The following is a 19,330-nucleotide window of genomic DNA, read 5'->3' as shown; positions in this document are numbered from 1 at the left end:
GTCAATAATGAACAAAGGAGGTATCAGTGTTGAGAAACGGCCTGTTAAAGCAAGAGTTACTTGCGATAATAACAAATAAAAAAGTCTTAATTCCCATTATCGCCGTTTTATTCATCCCGGTTTTATACGCAGGAATGTTCCTTTGGGCATTCTGGGATCCATACGGAAAAATGGATAAGCTGCCGGTTGCCGTTGTCAATAGTGACACGGGGGCAACAATGGACGGAGAGCATCTGAAGCTGGGAGATGATCTTGTCAAGAAATTAAAGAAAAGCAAGGATTTCGGCTATAAAATCGTCAGCAGAGAAGAGGGCTATAAGGGACTCAATAATCAAAAATATTACATGCTAATTGAAATTCCTAAGGATTTCTCGGAAAATGCAACAACGTTAATGGACAAAAATCCAAAGAAATTGGAATTGGTTTATGTTCCAAATGAAGGCTTCAACTTCCTTTCCGCCCAAATAGGCGGCACGGCTGCAGAAAAAATCAGAACGGCTGTCTCCGAAAAAGTAACGGAAACATATGCCGAAACGATTTTTGATAAAATCAGCGATGTAGCATCTGGTTTCCATCAAGCAAGTGATGGAGCCGGAAAATTGAGCGACGGCTCCAAGGATTTGGATAAAGGCGCCAAGGATTTAAACAATGGACTAAAGACACTGGCAGAGAAATCGATTGAGTTTAACAATGGTGTCAAATCGGCTGATTCCGGGGCAAATAAACTGGCTTCAGGTTCTAATGATTTATATAATGGCCTCAAAACCCTGGCTGAAAAATCGATCGAATTCAATAATGGAATGCAATCGGCCGACTCCGGTGCTGGTAAACTGGCATCCGGCTCTACCAAACTAAAAAAAGGGTTAGCTGAAGCAGACTCCAAAATGCCGCTGTTAATTGACGGGACAAAGGCTGCAACAGAAGAAATCAAAACTAAGCTTCCGAAGGGCATTGCAGCTGAGATTGGCAGCCAGCTTTCTGGAAGTGTTGACAAGCTAAATGGCGGTATTGACGAATTTAAGACAGCATTAGGTAAACAGATTACTACTCAAATGTCTGAACAAATGTCAGAGCAAATTGCTGAACAAATGTCGCAGCAAATCGCCGCCCAAACAATTGGACAGTATAATCAACAAAAAGAAAAGAATGACTCAACTGGCTCAAACGCTAATTAAGACTGCTAATTCTCCGGAACAAGCTCAGCAAATACAAGCAATTTTTCAATCAGCTCTGCAGCAGCCGATCCCAACCCAGGAGGAATTGCAGCAACAATTGCAAAAACAAATGCAGGGGCAGCTTAAAGAACAGTTAAAAAGTGGAATTCCTGCTAAACTGGGCCCTGGTTTAGATAAAGGATTTGAACAATTTAAAACCGAGGTTGATAAGCAGTTGCTTGGTGCAACAGCAGGTTTGGATACAAAAATTAAAGCCAAAACAGATCCTGTTTTTGATCAGTTAGCTAATGGCTTAAATGCTAAACAAACTGAGTTACAGAATGGAATCCATCAGCTATATTTAGGTTCAAAAGATTTAAACAGCGGGGCAAGTGATTTGTCATCCGGGATGAACAAACTTGCCGCAGGTACAACTGCGATGCTGTCGGGTGAAGATCAATTGCTATTGGGTTCTAATCAATTGAAATTGGGTGCATTCGATCTTTCCAAGGGTATGGGCCAATTAACCACAGGTGCCGGTGCACTTACCTCCGGAGCAGGAAAATTGGCAGATGGATCCGGTCAATTGCAAGACGGTACAACAAAGTTAACCGATGGGGCCACCGAGCTAGCTGATAAATTGAAAGACGGATCAAAAGAAGTAGCTAAAGTAAAAGCTGATGATAAGACCTATGATATGATGGCAAAACCGGTAAAACTTGATAAGGAAGAAGTAAACCGCGTGCCAAACTATGGTTCAGGATTCACACCATATTTCCTTTCATTAGGGTTATTTGTTGGCGCCCTTGTATTAACCATCGTGTTCTCGATTCGTGAACCAATTATCACGCCGAAAAACGGGTTTACCTGGTTTGGCAGTAAGTTTACTATTTTAGCAAGTTGTGGACTTATTCAGGCCCTGGTTGCGGATGCTATTATTCTTGGACCATTAGGTCTTCATGTCCAAAGCGTACCTAAATTTATTCTATTTTCGATTATTACAAGTTTGGTATTTATTACCTTAATTCAGTTTCTTGTTACCTTATTCGGTGATGTCGGTCGTTTCTTGGCAATCTTAATCTTAATCTTCCAATTAACGACGAGTGCCGGAACATTTCCGCTTGAATTAATCCCGAATTTCTTGCAGCATTTTAACGCATTTCTGCCTATGACTTACACAGTTCAAGGCTTTAAGGCTGTCATATCAAGCGGAGACTTTAGTTATATGTGGCATAATTTCATGATTCTAGCAGGTTATGTGCTTGCCTTTGCTGGTTGTACATTAATCTACTTAACCATGAGACATCATGTGAAATATGGTCATTTAACAGAAGAAAATTAACTTTGATCAAACCAGCCATCACATTTGAATTGGCTGGTTTTTTTCTGCTTTAATATGGTTACAGTGGTATTAGACATAATAAGAAAAATGCTCGTAATACTGAAGCGGGTCAGCTCATCCTTACGCATCTGCCGGACTATGGTGACTTGGCTGAGCTGTTGAAACAGGCATCCTCCGAATATCATGGTATAATTAGGCTTGCTGAAGAATTTGCTTCAATTTCAATATAGAAGGGGATTGGAATTTTATGTTGTTTATCGATAACAAAGGTATAACAGACCCGCGTATTAATTTGGCAATTGAGGAATATGCGTTAAAAAATCTAGATATTAATCAAACGTATTTTTTGTTTTACATAAATGAACCATCGATTATTATCGGTAAGAACCAAAATACGATTGAAGAAATTAATACGGAATATGTTGAGAAAAACGGAATCCATGTGGTCAGACGTTTATCAGGCGGTGGAGCGGTTTACCATGATTTAGGAAATTTGAATTATAGTTTTATTACAAAGGATGATGGCGAATCTTTCCATAACTTTCGCAAATTTACCGAACCGGTCATTGCTGCTTTGAAAAAATTGGGTGTTAATGCTGAGCTTAGTGGACGTAATGATATTGAAGTGGGCGGCAGAAAGATTTCTGGCAATGCCCAGTTTTCCACGAAAGGCAGAATGTTTAGTCATGGTACACTGATGCTGAATTCTGAAATGGAAAATGTTGCTGCAGCCTTAAAGGTTAAAAAAGAAAAAATAGCATCAAAGGGCATTAAATCAGTTCGCAGCCGGGTTGCCAACATTTCTGAGTTTTTAGAGAAGAAAATAAGTATTGAAGAATTTCGGTCCTTCCTGTTAAGAAATATTTTTGACGGTCAGCAGGAAATACCGGAGTATGTTTTAACAGAAGAGGATTGGACGAAAATTCACGAGCTTTCCAAAGAGAGATACCAAAGCTGGGATTGGAATTATGGAAAATCACCAAAATTTAATTTGCAACGGTCTCACCGTTTTCCGGTTGGAACGATTGATGTCCGTCTGGAAGTAAATAAAGGAATGATTGAAAACTGTAAGATTTATGGTGACTTCTTTGGGATTGGCGACGTAAGTGAGATCGAAGCGAAGCTGACAGGTATCCGGTATGAAAAGGGTGAGATAGAAAAGGCACTTGCTGACATGGATACAACTTATTATTTTGGAAATGTATCAAAACAAGAATTAATGAACTTAATATATTGATCACGGTCGAAATAAGAGCACCTCAAATGGGTGCTTTTATTTTTGGCAAATCTTTATTAATCCAAATAAATTTTATCTATTTTACTTGAATAGATAAAATTCATTCAATATAATATATTTAGAAAATTTAAACTAAAAATGAATGAGTATTCATTCAACAAAGGGGAGCGAGTTATGAATCTTTCTTCACAACTTCACGAAACGGCCAAGGCTTCAGCTGAAAAGATTGCTTATTACTTTTTGGATAAGCCTTGTACCTATGCTGAATTGGATGGGGCAATCACGAAGTTTGCATCAGGTCTTGAGAAACTGGGGGTAAAACAAGGGGACCATATTGCACTATTGCTGGGGAACTCACCACATTTTGTCATCAGCTTATACGGGGCATTACGGGCAGGGGCAACTGTAATTCCGGTAAATCCAATCTATACGGCAGATGAAATCGGCTATATCTTACACAATGGAGACGTCAAAGTAGTGGTTGGACTTGATATGATGATTCCGTTGGCAGAAAAGGTCCATAGCCAATTGCCGAAAGTCGAGCATTATATTATCTGTGAAACGGAGCATAATGGATTAGGGCAGCCTGGGGTAGAGCAGCTTTCAATCTACCCAAAAGTGAAATCGTTTACAGCAGTCGTTGACTCCGGTGATTTGAGCTACCAAGGACCTGAGCTCCAAGATGAGGATACAGCGCTCATCCTTTATACCTCGGGGACGACTGGAAAACCGAAGGGAGCCATGCTGACCCATAAAAATTTATTCAGCAATGCCCAGGATGTTGGTCATTATCTGAGGATGAACAATGATGATCGCGTTATTACAACTTTGCCAATGTTCCATGTATTTTGTTTAACGGTGGCATTAAATGCACCATTGTTAAGCGGGGCAACGATATTAATCGTTCCGAAATTTAGTCCTAGAGAAATTTTTCGTATCACGAAGAAATATGAAGCTACTGTTTTTGCCGGCGTACCAACCATGTATAATTTTCTGTATCAATATCCTGATGGGAATGCCGAGGATTTAAAAACGTTCCGCTTATGTATTTCCGGTGGGGCATCCCTTCCAGTCGCCTTATTAAAGAATTTCGAAGCAAAATTCAATGTTGTGATTTCCGAAGGGTATGGTTTATCTGAGGCATCACCAGTAACTTGTTTTAATCCGTTAGATCGCCCGCGAAAGCCTGGATCGATTGGAACGTCGATTCTTCATGTCGAGAATAAAGTCGTCAATGAACTTGGCGAAGAGGTCCCTGTAGGGGAAGTGGGCGAACTCATTGTGCGCGGTCCCAATGTGATGAAGGGTTATTATAAAATGCCGGAAGAAACGCAAGCAGCCATAAAAGACGGATGGCTCTATACTGGTGATATGGCGAGAATGGATGAGGAAGGCTATTTCTATATCGTTGACCGAAAGAAAGATTTAATCATTGTCGGCGGATATAATGTCTATCCACGTGAAGTAGAAGAAGTGATCTATAATCATAAGGACGTCGTGGAGGTAGCTGTTCTTGGTGTTCCCGACCCCAATCAGGGGGAGGTAGTCAGTGCCTATGTTGTCAGTAAAAACCCAGATTTGACTTCAGATCAACTGTTGGAATACTGTAGGGAACATCTGGCAAAATACAAGGTTCCATCCACCATTGAGTTTTTGGAAGAGCTCCCGAAAAATACTACCGGGAAAATTCTCAGACGCGCCCTAAAGAAACAGGTAACCCATACTGTTGGAAACTAATTAAATTTTTTAAAAGGCTTGCCTTTTTTGAAAGAAGTATAAAATTTTGCCACACCACAGTCCTTGATACTGTGGTGCTTTTTTGTTCCTTTTATTCTGAAAATTTGTTAAAATTTATTTTTAAATGAGACAGAAGAAAAGGGGGGAGTAGATTGGCCGATTTGGTCATGGAAAAAGACTCGTCTCAATTTAAAAAAGGGCTTCAATCAGGTATTAGTATCGGAATTGGTTACTTTCCGATAGCCTTGACGTTTGGATTGCTCGCGAAAACTTCCGGACTTTCGCTTACGGAAACGGTTTTAATGAGCATGATTGTCTTTGCCGGTGCATCCCAATACATATCACTAAGCCTTATTGCCTACGGGACAGGAGTTTTTGAAATTATTTTAACGACTTTTATTGTAAATATTAGACATTTTTTAATGAGCGCAACCTTAAATGAGAAATCTGATGATGATCCACTCATAAATAAGATTATTTATGCCTTCGGGATTACTGATGAAACATTTTCTGTTGCGGCGACAAAAGATGGGCCAATTACCACTGGCTTTATGCTGGGTCTTAACTTTGTCGCCTACTCCAGCTGGGTGGTTTTTTCGGGTGTAGGCCATTTGATTGGGACAAGCCTGCCGCAAACCTTACAGGAAAGTATGGGAGTGGCATTATATGCGATGTTTATTGGTCTTTTGGTACCATCGATGAAAGTAAGCATGAAAGTGGTCTTTTTGGCTGTGCTTGGCGCCGTCTTTAATTCCATTTTGACAATAAACGAGATCATGGCTCAAGGCTGGGCAATTGTCACAGCGACGCTTTTATCAAGTATCATCATCGAAATCGCAGAAGTGCTCAAAAAACGCTATCGGGGGGTTGACGATGAAGAGTGAAATCATTTGGATGATCATTGGTATGGGACTTGTTACCTATATTCCCCGGATGCTGCCGTTCCTGCTGTTTAAAGGAAAAGAACTGCCGCCGTTTGTTCAAGGAGTGCTAAAAAATGTGCCTTATGCTACGCTTGGCGCACTTATTTTTCCCGCCATTATTTTTATCCAAAAGGACGATCTCTGGTATGGCGTTTTAGGCGCATGCACCGCATTCCTTGCTTCTTATTTAGGTGCTAATGTTATCTTTGTTGTTTTGAGTTCAATCACTGTTCTAACAGTATATTCCTATTTCATGTAAGCCGGTGTTTTCACTGGCTTTTTTTTATGTTCTAATTCTTGGTTTTTTAACTAAACTAAGTATAAAGAGGTTGTACAAAAGGGGGGACAAAGCATGGTGCGAAAAATGGGAGTTTTCGCCGTTCTGGGATATGTCCTATACGGACTGTTTTTTTATTGGTATTTATTTTATTTTGCCGAGCCTAAGCTGCCATTTGAATATCAAGGCACAAAAGCAGATCCAGCCACTTTTCTAAATGGCCGGGAACTTAGCTTAAGTGAAGAGTATTCGAAAATAAAAAATCTGCTGTTTTTCTTAAGTACCCCGTTCGAATGGGTATTGTACTTTCTGATTTTATTATTCGGCTTCTCAAGGGTGTTTAAGCGCTGGGCTGCCAGTTCAGCCAAGTATAAGATTGTTCAGACAGCCATTTATCTTTTTTGGCTATCGCTTTTTGCTTTTATGGCCACGTTCCCACTGAACTATATCAGTTATTCTTTCTCAAAAACCTATCATATTTCAACTCAAAGCTTCCCTTCTTGGATGAAAGATGAATTAATCGATTTTTGGATTCATTTTGGAACATGGTTAATAATTGTGCCGGTATTGTACTGGTTGATGAAAAAGAGCAACAAACGCTGGTGGCTGTACGGATGGCTTCTTTCGGTGCCATTTACCATTTTTATGATGTTTGTTCAGCCGGTGTTAATCGACCCATTATATAATGATTTCTATCCATTGAAAAACAAGGAACTGGAAGCAAAGATATTAACACTTGCGCATAAGGCTCAGATTCCTGCAGAGCATGTTTTTGAAGTCAACATGGCAGAAAAAACAAATGCGATGAATGCTTATGTCACCGGTATTGGCGGGAACGCTAGAATAGTGCTTTGGGATACTACTTTAAATAAGCTGTCAGATAATCAAATTTTATTTATCATGGCTCATGAAATATGCCATTATGTGGAAAAGCATATCTATTGGGGGATGGGCGGCTATCTGTTGCTTTCCTTGCTGGGCTTGTATTTAATCTATAGGATTATGAATTGGGCTGTTGACCGCTGGGGTAAAGAATTAAAAATTAACGATGTCGGTGATATCCAGTCACTGCCATTATTTTTTATGATTCTCTCCATCCTGTTATTTACAGCCAGCCCGTTTACGAACCTGGCCTCACGCTATCAGGAAACAAGGGCCGACCGATACGCCATTGAGATGACGAAAAATCCAAATGCCGCGATTACCTCATTTCAGGAATTAACCCGCTCGGGATTAAGTCAAGTGAACCCGCCGCTGCTGGTGAAAATTTTCCGCTATACCCATCCGCCGATGCTTGACCGCATTGCTAAGCTGGAGGAATATGAGATCCAACAACGGAATAAAGAACAATAGGCTGAAGACGTTTTTGTCTTCAGCTTGTTTTCTGTTTGTTTCGGGTAAAAAGTCAAAAAACGGACTTTTAGGATAGAAGAACATTTGCTTGTCGGGGATGACCACTAAGGAAAGCTACTGAGAGAATAAGCCTCGTAAGAACAAGCTGGGCTTGTTCCGAAGGCGCTTGCGCTTTTCTATTAACAAACCAAAACCGTCATGTCGACGGTTTCAGGTTCCAAATCTTTTGTTAATTTCTTTGAGCTGATCGGTTAATTGCAGAAATGATTTTTTGTCCCGGTTGTCAATGGCCGCGTCAATTTTCTGTAATATCCTTTCTCTTTCACTGGTAAGCTGAATTTCTGATAGGAGTATTTCGATGTAAAGATTTTGGACAAAATTATCCTTTTTCTGGTTGCGTTTCATAGCAGCAATTTTCATTAATTCGCCATATGACTTTTCTTTCATGAAAATCACCTCTGTTGCTTTTTTAAATTATATGGGGTTTTTGAAATTTTAGGATTAATATTTCAAATTTTGCAAAAATCAATTTGTGAATAATTTAGCAACAAAAAGAAATCAGGAGGAAATGAATAGGTAATAGTGGTAAGATATGGTCGATGGATAAAGAAAAAGGAGCTGAAAAGGTTGAATCGGATTGAGGATTATGAAATTAATTCCTGCACGTTATTTATTTTGCCTGTTGAGTATGGCAGCAAACTGTATTCTAAGGTGATGGAAGTTGACGATGAATATTTATCTCCTTTTAAACCGCTCGATCTTATTAAGAAAAACTGTAACTATTTTGGGGTTAGCTATGAGAGCAGAAAGAAAGGTACCAGTCTATTAATTGGTTATAATCGAAAAATTCCAATTGCAATAGAGCCAACAAACCATCTTTTCTTTTTCCCAACGACATCACCAACCCGTCCCGAATGTATTTGGATTGCTCATAAGCATGTTGAGAATTACCGCCGTCTTGGACCACATCAAACGCTCATTACTTTCCAAAACAAACAATCGCATATTTTTCCGGTTTCCTTTGGGACAATTGAAACGCAAATGCTGCGAACAGCTTTATTAGAGACAAAGCTGTTGCAAAGAATTGAAAACAATCAGAAAAAGTCATTTTATTTATTGCATGGCCCAAAATCATCGCAGGCATCGGAAAGCTCCAGCCTGTACAGGGAAGATATTTTTTCAAAGGGGCAATAATTCTTACCTTGCGGGACAGATGTTTTTTCAGAAAATAGGCCTCCATTAACTCTTGAACCTTATTGCGGATTCTTGGATTAAAGTAATTGTGATTTTCCTTCGTAGCCTTGATCAATAAACAAATACATAGTAAAAGCATCGTCCCGTTTTGTTTCGATCACTTTCATCTTATGTTTTTTCATGTATTGTTTAGCCTCAGCTAATTCCCTCTGAACCCCCTGTTGCCAGTTTTAAAAGAGAGCACCTCCCTAATGATTGTCCGCTTAATAGCGGGCATTTTTAATTATATCCAATTATTTCATTAGGATGCTGCTATAAATAGCGGGATACTAAAAAGGGAAAAATGAAAAAAAAGAAACCTTGTAAGCCTAAATATAGTCAAATATATAGTAAAATAAAATTACATTGGACGGATAGGTGATTAATCATGAGATCGGATAAACATCAAGTAAAGAAAAAAAGGCGATGGACCAAAATTTTGCTTATTTTCTTACTGTTGCTTGGTGTGGGAATTGGGTATTCCTATTTTCAATACAAGCAAGGAGTAAACCAATCATTAAAAAAATTGCAGACTAATCCTTCAAAGGTTAATTATTCCTTCAATGGTCAAAAGGATCAATATGGGGATACCAATATCCTGCTGCTTGGAAGCGATGCGCGGGGAAAAGAAACATCCCGCTCTGACACCATCATGATTGCGCATTTTAATCAGAAGAAAGGAACATTTAAACTTACTTCCATTATGAGGGATTGCTATGTCGAGATTCCGGGACACGGCAAACATAAAATTAATGCCGCCTTTGCTTATGGAGGACCGGACCTACTTAGACAAACGATTAAGCAAAATTTTGATCTTGATTCGCAGTACTATGCAATTGTTGACTTTCGAGGGTTTGAGCAGCTGATTGACGAGGCATTCCCGAATGGTGTCGAAATCGATGTGGAGAAAGAAATGAAGAGAAACATCGGTGTAACGCTAGAACCCGGCCGGCAAAGACTAAACGGAAAACAATTACTTGGTTATGTTCGTTTTCGTCATGATGCCATGAGTGATTTCGGTCGTGTTGAACGGCAGCAAAAGACGGTGAGAGCGATAAAAGACCAATTAAGCGGCTTCAAAACGATTGCCCAGCTTCCAAAATTAATTGGTGTTGTGACTCCTTACGTCAATACAAATATGAAGACCTCGGATATTTTATTTATGGGTAAAGATTTCTTATCTGACAAAAGCGGAAAAGTAGATACGCTGAGGATTCCTGTTGACAATAGCTTTACCGAGCCGCGGATACCAGGGGAAGGGCTAGTCCTTGATATAAATGTTGAAAAAAATAAACAAGCTCTTCACCAATTTATTACAAAATAATCGCAAGGTTGTCTTTAAAATAGAGTTAAAAAGAGGAGAAAACGGATGGATTTTGAAATCTTAAAGGATTGGTTTACACTAGAAAATATCATGAATCTCATACAGGAATATCGTACTCTTGGACCACTACCGGGAATATTGCTGCCAGTGCTTGAAGCCTTTTTTCCGTTTCTCCCTTTGTTTGTTTTTGTAATGGCAAATGCCAATGCCTTCGGGCTCTGGTTAGGATTTTTATATTCCTGGCTCGGGGCCTGTATTGGGGCTGTGCTTGTTTTCTCACTGGTCAGGCAGTACGGACAAAAAAGGCTTTTGGCCTTTTTGCGAAGACATCCGAAAGTCTCCAAGCTTATGGATTGGGTGGAACGCCATGGCTTTGGTCCGCTATTTTTATTGCTATGTTTTCCGTTTACTCCTTCAGCTGTGGTAAACATTGTCGCCGGTCTCTCCAAAATTAGCCGCGCCCAGTACATACTCGCAGTCTGTATTGGAAAAATGGTGATGATTTTTACCATCAGTTATATCGGCTATGATATTCGTGCTTTGATCACCCAGCCGCTGCAAACAGCTAAAGTATTGGTGGTGATATTTATTCTTTGGTTTGTTGGAAAAAGAATCGAAGCCAGATTAAATCGGAATTATTCAGGAGGACAAAATGGGGAAACAGAGAAAAACAATGAGATCGCGAAACGGAGGGGGCTTTGATGAAGAGTAAATGGAAAAGAGAAGGATGGGAATGGCTAAAAGCATTCGCCATTGGAATTATTATTTTTATCTTTATTCGTGCATTTTTCTTTTCCAATTATGTTGTCGAAGGTGAATCGATGATGCCGACGCTGCAAGACGGTAACAAGCTGGTGGTGAACAAGTTTGGTTATCAAGTCAGCGACCTTAAACGTTTTGATGTAATTGTTTTTCACGCAAATGCAAAAGAAGATTTTGTTAAACGGATTATTGGGCTGCCGGGTGATAAATTGGAATATCGTCATGATCAATTGTATATTAATGGCCGGAAAATGAATGAGCCATATTTAAATGCTTATAAACAAAAATCTCCTGGCGTAAAGATAACAGGTGACTTCAGTTTGAAGGAAATTACTGGTGAGGATACGGTTCCTGAGGGGAAATTATTTGTTCTTGGTGATAATCGTTTAGGAAGCTGGGATAGTCGTCACTTCGGTTTTATCTCTATCAGTCAAGTGGTTGGTAAAGTCGACCTCCGATACTGGCCGCTAAATGAAATGGATGTTCATTTTTAAACAATAACACGATAGCAATATCGTGTTTTTTTCCGCATTTGGGGTGCAAAAAATTAAGTTTAAAAGAATTTTTCCAGTTCTGGCTATAATCTATTTCGCACAAATCCAAACATTTGTGCTTATTTGTGTTAAAATAAAAGGTAGACAATTGATGAAGAGAAAGTGAGGTTTGCACATGTCATTAAGGATGGTAATCGGGCGTACCGGAAGTGGTAAAACCACAATGTTCCACAACGAGATCCGCAGGAAACTAATTGAAAATCCGGAGGGTCCGCCGCTAATATATATCGTTCCAGAACAGATGACATTTCAATCAGAATACCTTCTGGCAACCGATCCGTCCATCGCTGGTATGATTCGGGCACAGGTGTACAGCTTTTCACGGCTGGCATGGCGAATTCTCCAGGAAACCGGCGGCATAAGCAGGCTGCATCTAAGCAATGTTGGAATAAATATGCTGCTCCGCAAAATTATTGACGAGCGGAAAGAGGAATTGAAGCTCTTTCAACGGGCTGTCGACAAGACCGGATTTATCGAACAATTAGAGCAAATGGTGACGGAATTCAAGCGTTATTGCATCAGACCGGAGGAACTGACCGGTGGGTTAGAACTTTCTGAAGAACATTTAGCTTCCAAGGCATTGGAAGATAAACTGCATGATTTAGAATTAATTTATCGAGAATTTGAAGATCAAATCTTTGGAAAATATGTTGATTCCGAAGATTATTTTCGCCTGCTCGCTGAAAAAATAGCAGCCTCTCTTTACTTACGTGATGCAGAAATTTATCTCGATGGTTTCGATCATTTTTCACCGCAAGAATATCAAATCATTGGCGAGCTGGCCAAGCATTGCAACAGAGTATCCGTTGCTATGACCACAGATGAATCAGCTTTTGCCAGGATCCAGGATGAACTGGATTTATTTCGGGCATCAAATGAAACTTGTCATATCCTTTTTGACATCACCCATGAATTTGAGATTGAACTGGAACAGCCAGTATTTTTACAACAACCAAAAAAATGGAACAGCCCATCACTAAGGCATTTAGAGCAGAAATTTGATGATCGTCCTGTTCAAGCCTTTCATGGTGAAACTGACATCCATCTTTGTCAAGCGGTTAACCGGCGTGCCGAAATCGAGGGAATTGCCCGCGAGATGCGTCAATTGGTTCGGACAAAAGGGTACCGCTACCGTGATATTGCAATACTAATCAGGAATGGCGGCGATTATCATGAGATTGTCGAGCCTGTTTTTAATGATTATCAAATCCCTTATTTTATCGATCAAAAAAGAACGATGCTTAATCACCCGTTAATTGAATTAATCCGTTCCAGCCTTGAAGTAATTTATTCTTATTGGCGCTATGAACCGATATTTCGGATGATCAAAACGGAATTAATTTATCCGCTTGATGGAACTATCAGGGATATGCGTGAGAAAATGGACAAGCTTGAAAACTATGTTTTGGCTTACGGAATAAATGGCCGCAAATGGACAAGCAAGGATCGCTGGGTATATCGGAACATCAGAGGCCTGGAAATGGAAGCAAAAGTCCAGACAGATGCGGAAAAAGCATGGGAACAAGAGTTAAATGAATTAAAACTGATGATTACGGCACCGTTAATGCGGTTATCACGACGCCTGAAACGGGCCGATACAGGGCGAAAACTTTGTGAAGCCATTTATTTATTTTTAGAGGAATTAGATATTCCGACAAAATTGGAAAGCTGGAAAATGGCTGCTGAAGAGTCTGGCAATCTGATTAAAGCCCGGGAGCATGAACAAGTTTGGAATGCTGTCATCGATCTTCTCGATCAATATGTGGAGGTTTTAGGAGATGACCAGGTGTCATTAAAGTCATTTGCCGACATCCTTGAGGCCGGGTTTGAATCATTACATTTTTCCCTTATTCCACCTGCCCTTGACCAGGTATTAGTCGGTGATTTAGAAAAATCAAGGCTAAATGAGATGAAAGTTGTCTTTGTGGTGGGCATCAATGAGGGAGTTTTGCCGGCAAAGGTTTCCGATGAAGGAATATTATCAGACGAAGATCGTGAAATGCTGTTAATCAATGGCATTACCCTTGCTCCGAGCAGCAAAATTCGCTTATTGGATGAAAACTTTTTAGCCTATAAAGCCTTTACGGCACCGTCTGAATTACTGTATGTCAGTTATCCGCTTGCAAATGAAGAAGGAAAATCATTAATACCCTCATCTTATATTAAAAGATTAAAAGACATGTTTCCCGATGCAGTCGAGCATTTTTATGTTACCGACCCTTCGGAACTTTCAGAGGCAGAGCAGCTAAGCTTTGTCGCTAATGAAACCACTACACTCGCTTATTTAAATGCACAGCTGCAATTGAAAAAGCGAAATTACCCTATTTCTGATTTGTGGTGGGATGTGTACAACTATTACATCGCAAGTCCAGGGGGAAAACAGGCACAAAAAGTATTCTCAAGTCTTTTTTACACGAATCAGACTGTTAAGCTTTCCCAAAAAACAGCAGAAGAATTATATGGAGAAACAATCCAAGCAAGTGTTTCAAGGATGGAACTCTATAACTCCTGTGCCTTCTCCCATTTTGCTCAGCATGGCCTGAAGTTAAGGGAGAGACAAGTATTTCGACTGCAAGCCCCTGATATCGGGGAATTATTTCATGCCGCCTTGAAGCAAATTGCCGATATCGTCAATGAGCAGAAGCTGTCCTGGGCGGGACTCACTAGACAGCAATGCGAGGAATTGGCCAAAGAAGCGGTTAAAACACTGGCGCCAAAGCTGCAAAATGAAATTCTCCTAAGCTCTCAGCGCCATCATTATATTAGACGGAAGCTTGAACAAATTATTACCCGTGCCTCGCTCGTCCTAAGTGAACATGCGAAGGTAAGCGGCTTTTCACCAATTGGGTTGGAATTAAGCTTTGGTCCAAAAGGGAAACTGCCGCCGTTATCCTTTGCTTTGAAAAATGGAAAGAAGATGGAATTAGCCGGCAGGATTGACAGGGTTGACCAGGCCAAGGCAGAGGATAATAATATCTATTTACGGGTCGTTGACTATAAATCAAGTGAAAAGGATGTCAATTTAACCGAGGTCTATTATGGGCTGGCTCTGCAAATGTTGACCTATCTTGATATTGTCATAACTCATTCAAAAGAATTGGTAGAGATAAAGGCAAATCCGGCCGGTGTCCTATATTTTCATGTTCACAATCCGTTTGTGAATGCGACCAAAATGTTGACAAACGATGAAATTGAAACGGAGATTCTGAAAAAATTTAAAATGAACGGCTTAATGGTGAGTGACCCTGATGTTATTCGGTTAATGGATCAATCCCTGGATTCCGGGGATTCACAGGTTATTGCTGCCGGGATCAAAAAGGATGGACAGTTATCGAAAAAATCAAAGGTTGCCACACTAGAGGAATTTGCCGATCTTAGGAAGTATGTACGAGGAATCTATCAGAAAACTGGGAATGCCATCATTGACGGAGAGACGAATATTTCCCCGTATAAATTGAAAAACAAAACACCTTGTACCTTCTGCCCTTTCAAATCGGTATGCCAATTTGATGAATCGATTGAACCCAATCATTACCGAATCCTCACGGCGCATTCTAAGGATAGCGTTATAGAGAAGATAAGAAAGGAGGCCGCACAGCATGAGTAATATGGTTATTCCGGCAAAGCCTGAAAATGTAACCTGGACGGACGACCAATGGAAAGCGATTATGGCAAAAGATAAAGATATTCTTGTCGCTGCTGCTGCCGGCTCTGGAAAAACGGCAGTTCTTGTCGAAAGAATTATCCAAAAAATCCTTTCTCAAGCCGACCCGATCGATGTGGATGAATTGTTAGTCGTTACCTTTACGAACGCCTCGGCGGCAGAAATGCGAAACCGGATCGGTGAGGCGCTGGAAAAAGCGATTGACAATGATCCCCATTCCCGTCATTTGAGAAAGCAGCTGAGTTTATTAAATAAGGCCTCTATTTCTACCCTTCACTCTTTTTGCATGGAGGTCATTCGCAAGTATTATTATTTAATAGATGTTGATCCGGGATTTCGGATTGCTGATGTCACAGAGGCACAACTCATGAGAGAATGAAGTTATCGATGAGCTGTTTGAAGCTGAATATGGGAAGCAGGATAACGAGGCATTTTTCAGCTTGGTGGATGCTTTCACGAACGATCGCAGTGATGCCGCTTTAGAGACGATTGTTCAGACGATATATGATTTTGCCCAAGCGAACCCGGAGCCGCGAAAATATTTAAACAAAATAGCAGAAATGTATAATGTTTCTAACATTAAAAATATGGAAGAACTGCCATTTACTCAAGCCCTCCGGTTTGATATTGGATTACAGCTGGAAGCTGCCCGGGAAATGATCATCCAGGGCTTAGAAATCACCAAGCTTCCGGACGGACCGGCACCAAGGGCGGAAAACTTCTTGGATGATCTGCATATTATTGATACGTTAATCAAAGCCAAACAGGACTCTTGGGAAACCCTTTATCAAGCGATGCAAAGCGTGACCTTTTCGACGGCAAAAAGGTTAAAAAAAGGGGAGTATCATGAAGAACTGACAGCAAAGGCACAGAAGCTGCGAGAGCAGGCAAAGAAAAAAGTTCAGATGCTACAGACGGAATTATTTTCCCGCAAACCGGAAAGCTTTTTGCGCGACATGACAGAGATGTACCCGTTAATCGCAACGCTAACGAATCTGGTGAAAGAATTTTCCAAGCGCTTTGAAAGCGCCAAAAAGGAAAAGGGGCTTGTCGATTACGCTGATTTGGAGCATTATTGCCTTGAGATTTTAACAAAAGAAGTTACCTCCGAGGGGGAATTTATCCCATCAGAGGCTGCCCTTTCGTATCGGCGGCAATTTAAAGAAGTGTTTGTTGATGAATATCAGGATACGAACATGGTTCAGGAAACAATCTTAAAACTAATTGCGAAAGATGAGGAGGCAGCAGGAAATCTTTTCATGGTCGGGGACGTGAAACAGTCAATTTATCGCTTCCGTTTGGCCGAACCGAATTTATTTTTATCGAAATATAATCGCTTCCGGCCTGATGGGGATGCATCAGGGCTAAGAATTGATTTAGCACGTAATTTCCGCAGCCGTAAAGAAGTACTCGAAGGCGTCAATTACTTGTTTAAACAAATAATGGGCGTAAAAGTGGGCGAAATCGAATATGACGAAGCGGCAGAATTGCGAAATGGGGCGCCATATCCTGAAGACGAACAATTTCCAATTGAGCTTATTTTGATTGATCAGAAAGAGGAGGATACGCTGGAAGAGACAGAGAACGAATCGGAAGCCGAAGCGGCACAAGATGTGTTTGATAAGGCTGATCTTGAACAGTCCCAACTGGAAGCAAGGGTAATTGCGGCAAAAATAAAGGATTTGGTGGCGGATGGGGCCCCTGTTTATAATCCGAAAACAAAGTCGGAAAGGCCGCTGAAATATCGTGACATCGTGATTCTACTTCGCTCATTTACCTGGGCGCCGCAAATTATCGAAGAGTTTAAGCAGCAAGGTATCCCGGTTTATGCTGATTTATCAACCGGATATTTTCAAGCGACTGAAGTTGCCATCATGCTGTCATTATTGAGAGTCATAGATAATCCATTTCAGGATATTCCGCTGGCTTCCGTTCTGCGTTCGCCCATTGTCGGTTTAAATGAGGAAGAGCTGGCAAGAATCCGGCTTTATCAAAAGCGCGGTTCATTTTGGGATGCGGTCGCTTCCTTTTGCCTTGATAAAACGAATGAAGCAGAACAAGCCTTTTATGATAAGGTCTGCCAATTCTATACAGCTTTACAACAATGGCGTACCATGGCCCGTCAAGGTTCACTTTCAGAATTAATTTGGCAGCTGTATCGAGATACGAAATTTTATGATTTTGTCGGAGGGCTCCCAGGTGGAAAACAGCGCCAGGCAAACTTACGGGCTCTGTATGACAGGGCGAGAGCCTATGAACAAACATCATTTCGGGGCTTATTCCGTTTTTTAAGATTTATCGAACGCATGATTGATAGAGGCGATGATCTTGGGGCGGCTCGTGCCTTAGGGGAGCAAGAAGATGTAGTCCGGATTATGACCATTCATAGCAGTAAGGGTCTGGAATTTCCGGTTGTATTTATTGCAGGAATGGCGCGGAAATTTAACATGATGGATTTAAAGCAACCGTATTTGCTTGATAAAGAGTACGGCTTTGCCGCCAAGTATGTAAATGTGGAAAAGCGGATCTCCTACCCATCGTTACCGCAACTTGCTTTTAAACGTAAAAAGAAAATGGAGATGCTGGCCGAGGAAATGCGTGTTTTATATGTGGCGCTGACCAGGGCGAAGGAAAAACTCTATTTGACTGCAACGCTTAAAGATGCCGCAAAAACGATGGGGCAATGGAATGAGGATGTCAATCATCAAGAATGGCTGCTGAAGGATTACAGGCGCGCAGCTGTTGCCAGTTATCTTGATTGGATTGGCCCTGCACTGGTGCGTCATCAAGACTGTGAGGTATTAAGAATTACTGAAAAAATGTATGAGCTTGTTCCGGAAGAGATTAGAAAGCATCCTTCAACCTGGAAAATTATTATGACGGCAGCCGCCGAGATTAAGGAACAGGAAATCGAGGATGACTTACAGGAGAATGATTTTATTCGCTTAGTTAAGGAAGAACAAACAATCCCGCTGACCTCAACGTTTGCCAAGGAAATAAACGAAAGACTCTCGTGGAAATATCCTTTTCGCAGTGCGGCAACGCATCGGTCGAAACAATCTGTTTCCGAAATAAAACGTCAACGGGAAATGGCAGACGAACAGAGTGGGACAGATCTTATTAGAAAGTATAAAAAGCCGATTCTCAAACGTCCCAAATTTATGCAGGAAAAGACCTTGAGTCCAGCTGAACGGGGAACAGCCATGCATATGGTGATGCAGCATCTTGATTTGACCAGACCTGTAAATGAAGCGGCCATTTCCGCACAAATCAGGGCAATGGTGGATCGAGAATTATTAACTGAGGAGCAGGCTCAAGTTATTGATGGCAAATTAATCGAGCAATTTTTCCAAACAGATTTAGGAAAAAGATACTTATCCGCTCATGCGGTTCATCGTGAAGTGCCGTTTACCTTGTCTCTAAAGGCTGATGAGGTTTACCATGATTGGCAGGAAGATGATGAATCCATTTTTGTTCAAGGGATTATCGATTGTATGATTGAGGATGAACAAGGTCTTGTGATCATCGATTATAAATCGGACAGCATTACCGACCGATTTAAGGGTGGCTTTGACCAGGCAAAACCGATTTTGGAAGCGCGCTATAAGGTGCAAATTGACTTATATACAAAAGCTATCGAGAAAATTTGGAAACGAAATGTGACGGAAAGGTATTTATTTTTCTTTGACGGAGCCCATATCATCAAACTCGATTCTGAGAAAAGATAAAGAAGACTGACTCTTTGAGTCAGTCTTCTTTTGTGGCTAAAA

13 protein-coding genes and 2 pseudogenes are annotated in these 19,330 nt (G+C 40.8%); 13 read left to right on the top strand and 2 right to left on the bottom strand.

Features of this window, described 5'->3' with window-relative positions:
• Nucleotides 1-26 precede the first annotated feature (26 nt).
• The 7 genes from RCG24_RS09960 (at nt 27) to RCG24_RS09930 (ending at nt 8,023) form a co-directional block, all read left to right on the top strand.
• The gene (locus tag RCG24_RS09960; RefSeq protein WP_308078982.1) at nt 27-1,175 is read left to right on the top strand and encodes a YhgE/Pip domain-containing protein; all 1,149 of its coding nucleotides are present in this window, start codon (nt 27-29) and stop codon (nt 1,173-1,175) included.
• Nucleotides 1,147-2,496 (top strand): YhgE/Pip family protein, encoded by a 1,350-nt coding sequence (locus tag RCG24_RS09955; RefSeq protein ID WP_308078981.1) that lies wholly within the window; start codon nt 1,147-1,149, stop codon nt 2,494-2,496. Before RCG24_RS09960 ends, RCG24_RS09955 begins: the two co-directional genes overlap by 29 nt.
• 247 nt (nt 2,497-2,743) lie before the next feature.
• A complete protein-coding gene (locus tag RCG24_RS09950) occupies nt 2,744-3,733 on the top strand; it encodes a lipoate--protein ligase (RefSeq protein WP_202656376.1) in 990 nt (329 codons plus the stop codon).
• 174 nt (nt 3,734-3,907) lie between these two features.
• Nucleotides 3,908-5,470, top strand: a complete 1,563-nt coding sequence (locus RCG24_RS09945) for a fatty acid--CoA ligase family protein (protein WP_202653617.1) — start codon at nt 3,908-3,910, stop codon at nt 5,468-5,470.
• Between the two features lie 152 nt (nt 5,471-5,622).
• A complete protein-coding gene (locus RCG24_RS09940) occupies nt 5,623-6,354 on the top strand; it encodes an AzlC family ABC transporter permease (RefSeq protein ID WP_308078980.1) in 732 nt (243 codons plus the stop codon).
• Complete coding sequence (locus RCG24_RS09935; RefSeq protein WP_202653619.1) at nt 6,344-6,652, top strand: AzlD domain-containing protein; 309 nt, start codon at nt 6,344-6,346, stop codon at nt 6,650-6,652. Before RCG24_RS09940 ends, RCG24_RS09935 begins: the two co-directional genes overlap by 11 nt.
• Before the next feature lie 93 nt (nt 6,653-6,745).
• A complete protein-coding gene (locus tag RCG24_RS09930) occupies nt 6,746-8,023 on the top strand; it encodes a M48 family metallopeptidase (protein ID WP_202653620.1) in 1,278 nt (425 codons plus the stop codon).
• Between the two features lie 210 nt (nt 8,024-8,233).
• On the opposite strand, the gene RCG24_RS09925 is transcribed toward RCG24_RS09930, so the two are convergent.
• The gene (locus tag RCG24_RS09925; protein ID WP_202653621.1) at nt 8,234-8,470 is read right to left on the bottom strand and encodes an IDEAL domain-containing protein; all 237 of its coding nucleotides are present in this window, start codon (nt 8,468-8,470) and stop codon (nt 8,234-8,236) included.
• 180 nt (nt 8,471-8,650) lie between these two features.
• Here RCG24_RS09925 and RCG24_RS09920 point away from each other — a divergent pair, with 180 nt between their 5' ends.
• Entirely contained in the window at nt 8,651-9,217 is a 567-nt protein-coding gene (locus tag RCG24_RS09920) for a competence protein ComK (RefSeq protein ID WP_235888004.1), read from the top strand.
• Between the two features lie 19 nt (nt 9,218-9,236).
• Here the strand turns inward: RCG24_RS09920 and RCG24_RS09915 are convergent.
• A pseudogene (locus RCG24_RS09915) lies at nt 9,237-9,432 on the bottom strand (hypothetical protein); the annotation flags it as partial.
• 212 nt (nt 9,433-9,644) lie between these two features.
• On the opposite strand from RCG24_RS09915, the gene RCG24_RS09910 reads away from it, so the two are divergent.
• The 5 genes and pseudogenes from RCG24_RS09910 to addA all read left to right on the top strand — a co-directional run bounded on the left by RCG24_RS09910 (nt 9,645) and on the right by addA (nt 19,288).
• Nucleotides 9,645-10,580 (top strand): LCP family protein, encoded by a 936-nt coding sequence (locus RCG24_RS09910; protein ID WP_308078979.1) that lies wholly within the window; start codon nt 9,645-9,647, stop codon nt 10,578-10,580.
• A 45-nt stretch (nt 10,581-10,625) separates the two neighbouring features.
• Nucleotides 10,626-11,282, top strand: coding sequence for a TVP38/TMEM64 family protein (locus RCG24_RS09905; RefSeq protein ID WP_202653623.1), 657 nt, complete (start codon nt 10,626-10,628; stop codon nt 11,280-11,282).
• Entirely contained in the window at nt 11,282-11,836 is a 555-nt protein-coding gene (lepB, locus tag RCG24_RS09900) for a signal peptidase I (protein WP_308078978.1), read from the top strand. The genes RCG24_RS09905 and lepB overlap by 1 nt, the downstream gene beginning before the upstream one ends.
• Before the next feature lie 175 nt (nt 11,837-12,011).
• A complete protein-coding gene (gene addB, locus RCG24_RS09895) occupies nt 12,012-15,503 on the top strand; it encodes a helicase-exonuclease AddAB subunit AddB (RefSeq protein WP_308078977.1) in 3,492 nt (1,163 codons plus the stop codon).
• A pseudogene (gene addA / locus RCG24_RS09890) lies at nt 15,496-19,288 on the top strand (helicase-exonuclease AddAB subunit AddA). The gene addB and the pseudogene addA overlap by 8 nt, the downstream one beginning before the upstream one ends.
• The last annotated feature ends 42 nt before the right edge of the window (nt 19,289-19,330 follow it).

The organism is Neobacillus sp. OS1-32 (assembly GCF_030915425.1).
Taxonomy (GTDB): domain Bacteria; phylum Bacillota; class Bacilli; order Bacillales; family Cytobacillaceae; genus Neobacillus; species Neobacillus paridis.
This window is presented reverse-complemented; position numbering and strand designations above follow the sequence as displayed.